Consider the following 4,427-nt stretch of genomic DNA (forward strand, 5'->3'; position numbering starts at 1 on the left):
CGCCGGCGCTGACCCAAAGCGGCACCTTTACCGTGACTGCGTTGGACGGTGTGCAGACCCTGAGCGTGGGCGGTATCAACGTGGTGACGGGCGGTGTGGCAGCCGGTTTCCCACAATCGATTACCACCGCGCTGGGCAACACCCTGACCATCACCGGTTTCAACGCTGCGACTGGGGTGGTCAGTTACAGCTACACGCTGCTGGACAATGAAACCCATCCAAACGCCAACGGCGCCAACAGCCTCAGCGAGCAATTTGCGGTCGTCGCCACCGACGACAACGGCACCACCGCCAACGGGAATCTGGACGTGAACATTGTCGATGACCTGCCGACCGCTCACGCTGATTCCGCCTCGGTGGATGAGGGCGGGACGGTCAGTGGCAACGTCCTGAACAACGACGAAGGCGGTGCCGACGGGCCTGCCGCGAGTGGTGCCGTGGTCGGCGTGCGTGCTGGCGACGACACTTCGACTCCTGCGCTTGGCGGCTTGAATACCCAGATCAACGGTACCTACGGCTACCTGACCCTGGACGCCAACGGCAACGCCGTCTATCACAGCAACCCCAACACCGTCAGTGCCCCAGGCGCGACCGATGTGTTCACCTACACTGTGCGCGATGCCGATGGCGATGAAAGCACCACCACCATCACCATCGATGTTCACGAAAGCTGCATCGTTGCCACGTCGGACCACGAAATCAGCGTCTACGAAAAAGCCCTCGACCTGACCCAGGACGGCCAGGACCTGGCCCCTGGCACCGTCACCGGCAGTGACCCGAGTGCTACCAGCGAGACCGCCAGCGGCAGCCTTGTCGGCTCGGTGACTGGCGCCATCGGTGCGGTGACCTTTACCTTGGTGGGCAATGCCACCGGTGCCTACGGTCAACTGTCGCTCCAGCCTGATGGTTCGTACACCTACACCTTGACCTCGCCGGCCACGACGACGCCCCAGGCCAACGATGGCCCCAACGTCTTGAGCGAAAGCTTCACCTACCAAGCCACGGACTCGCTGGGCAACACAGTCACCAGCACCATCGTCATCGATATTGTCGACGACGTGCCCAACGCCCATGCCGATTTCGCCTCGGTGGTGGAGGGCGGCACGGTCAACGGCAACGTGCTGGGCAACGACGTGCTTGGCGCAGACGGTGGCGTGGTGATCGGTGTACGCGCCGGCAATGACACTTCAACCTCCGCTGTCGGTGGTCTCAACAACCAGATCAACGGCACCTATGGTTACCTGACCCTGGACGCCAATGGCAACGCCGTCTACCACAGCAACCCCGACTCTGTCGTCGCACCCGGCGCGACCGATGTATTCACCTACACCGTGCGTGATGCCGATGGTGATGAAAGCACCACCACCATCAGCATTGACGTGCACAACAGCTGCCTCGTTGCAGCAACCGACCACGACATCACGGTCTACGAAAAAGCCCTCGACCTGACCCAGGACGGCCAGGACCTGGCTCCTGGCACCGTCACCGGCAGCGACCCGAGTGCTACCAGCGAAACCGCCAGCGGTACCTTGGTCGGTTCAGTCAGCGGTGCCACTGGCGCCGTCACGTACACGCTGGTGGGCAACGCCAGCGGCGCCTACGGCCAGTTGCTGCTCCAGCCTGATGGTTCGTACACCTACACCCTGACCTCGCCAGCCAACACCACGCCCCCTGCCAATGATGGCCCGAACGTGCTGAGCGAAAGCTTCACCTATCAGGCCACGGATTCCCTGGGCAACAGCACCACCGGCAGTCTGGTGGTCAGCATCGTCGATGACGTGCCAATGGCCATTGCGTCCGAGCGTTCGGTCACGGCGGTGCAGATCGATTCGAACCTGCTGATCGTGCTCGACGTGTCCGGCAGCATGGCCGATGACTCTGGTGTGCCGGGGCTTTCGCGCTTGGACCTGGCGAAACAGGCAATCAGCGCCTTGCTCGATAAATACGATGACCTGGGGGATGTGAAAGTCCAGCTCGTGACGTTCAGCAGCAGTGCCACCGACCAGACTTCGGTGTGGGTCGACGTGGCGACTGCCAAGTCGCTTCTCTCGAGCCTGTCGGCGGGTGGCGGGACCAACTACGACGCGGCGGTGGCGGTAGCCAAGACTGCGTTTGTCACGTCCGGGCAACTGACCGGGGCGCAGAACATCGGCTACTTCTTCTCCGATGGCAAACCCACCTCGGGCCAGGAAACCGGTGCGGCAGATGAGGCCGCATGGAAAGCCTTCCTCGACGCCAATGGCATCAAGAACTACGCCATCGGCCTGGGCAGCGGCGTCAGCAACGCCCACCTCGACCCGCTGGCCTACGACGGCAGCACCCACACCAATACCAACGCGGTGGTGGTGACCGACCTGAACCAGCTCAACTCGGTGCTTTCTGGCACCGTGCAAGGCATACCGGTCACCGGCAGCCTGTTGGGCGAGGGTGGCTCGTTTGGCGCCGATGGCGGGTTTGTAAAAAGCCTGGTGGTCGATGGCACTACGTACAGCTATGACCCCGCAGCCAACGGCGGTCAGGGTGCACTGAGCGCCAGCGGCGGGGTCAACCACGGCAGTTTCAATACGTCCACCAACACGTTGAGCATTGCCACCGCCCATGACGGTACCCTGGTGATCAACCTTGATACCGGTGCGTTCAGCTATACCTCCCAGACTGCCACGAGCGTATTGATCAGCGAAAACATCGGCTACACCGTCAGTGACAACGATGGCGATCTGGCCAGTTCCAGCCTGGTGATCAACGTCGTGCCCAACAGCCCTCCCGTGGCGATGGACGACAACATCATCACCAACGTGCTGTCAGGCAACATCGTGGTACCGGGCGAATTGCTGCTGGGCAACGACAGCGACGCCAACGGCGATCCGCTCACCGCCTCACCCACCAGTTTCAATACCGGTTGGACCGCCAAAGGCGGGGATTTCACTGGCAGCACCGGCACGGCCAGTTTCACCGGCAACAACGTGCAGTCGATCAACCTCAGCCGCAGTGCCTTCGTCGCCAATACCGCGAGCATGACGGCGATGCTGGTGGTCAGCGGTGCACTGGGGATGGTGTCCAATAACAACGCCAACGATGAAGACCGGCTCAACATCAGCCTCAAGCAGGGCGAAACCCTCACCCTGGACCACAACCTTTCGGCCGGTCGCATTGCGATGGAGTATTCACTCAACGGCGGGCCATTCATTGCGATCAACGATGGCGCTTCTTTCACCGCGGCAGCGGATGGCAACTACCAGATCCACGTCACCAACATCCCCAATCCCGGCGGCGGTAATTCCAAAGCGGCGGAAAACTATCAACTGACCCTGACCGTTGACTATGCGGGGGCGCAGGACAGCACACCGGATTACCACGGCAGCTACACCGCCAGCGACAACCATGGCGGTAGCGACAGCGCGGCGGTGGACATCAGCTACCAGGCGGGCCATACCCTGACGGGCACCACCGGTGACGATGTGCTGATCGCCGGCAACGGTGACAACATCCTCAATGCGGGCGACGGCAACGACATACTCAGCGCGGGCTCGGGCAACAACACCCTGCACGGCGGGGCAGGCAATGACTTGCTCTACAGTGGCGCGGGGAATGATCTGCTTGACGGCGGTACGGGCAACGACACCGCGAGCTATGCTCACGCGACCGCCGGGGTCGCCGTCAACCTGGGCCTGCTGGCGGCGCAGAACACCCTTGGCGCCGGCACCGACACACTGGCAGGCATCGAAAACCTGATGGGTTCGAACTTCAACGACACCCTCACCGGCGATGGCGTCAGCAACCGCATCAACGGTGGATTGGGCCATGACGTGCTCAATGGCGGTGGCGGCGATGACCTGCTGATCGGCGGCCTGGGCAACAACACGCTCACTGGCGGCAGCGGTGCCGATACCTTTCAATGGCAGGCAGGCAACAGCGGTCACGACGTGATCACGGACTTCGCCCCCGGCGTCGACAAACTCGACCTGTCCCAGCTGTTGCAAGGGGAGAACGGCAGCGCGGCGTCACTGGATGATTATCTGCATTTCAGCGTGAGCGGCAGCGGTGCTTCGGTCGTCACCAGCATCGATATCAGTGCCATTGCCGGCGCCACGCCGAACCAGACCATCGACCTGGCCGGCGTCAACCTCGCCAGTCATTACGGCGTCACACCCGGCGCAGGCGGGATGATCGCGGGCGGGGCGGATACGGCGACCATCATCAACGGCATGTTGAATGACCATTCGTTGAAAGTGGACACCGTGTGAGGTGAGCTGAAACGACAAAACCCGCCATCTCCGGTCTGGACATGGCGGGTTTTGCCTTTGTGGCGAGGGAGTCCCCGCCGCGTCTTCGACGCTGCGCTGTCGCGCAGCAAACAAGTGCTCGGCTTAAGATTGGGTGCGCGCGGGGAAAGAGGCCGTAGCTATCACTGGTGTGTCAGCACCCGC

Annotated in this window: 1 protein-coding gene; it reads left to right on the plus strand. The window is 62.3% G+C overall.

What is annotated here, in order from left to right; all coding sequences use genetic code 11:
- The coding region (locus tag AACY42_RS27975) for a beta strand repeat-containing protein (RefSeq protein ID WP_339483733.1) at positions 1-4,244 on the plus strand (4,244 nt) is incomplete at its 5' end.
- Positions 4,245-4,427 lie beyond the last annotated feature (183 nt).

The organism is Pseudomonas sp. RL_5y_Pfl2_73 (assembly GCF_963970515.1).
In the GTDB taxonomy this organism is placed as follows: domain Bacteria; phylum Pseudomonadota; class Gammaproteobacteria; order Pseudomonadales; family Pseudomonadaceae; genus Aquipseudomonas.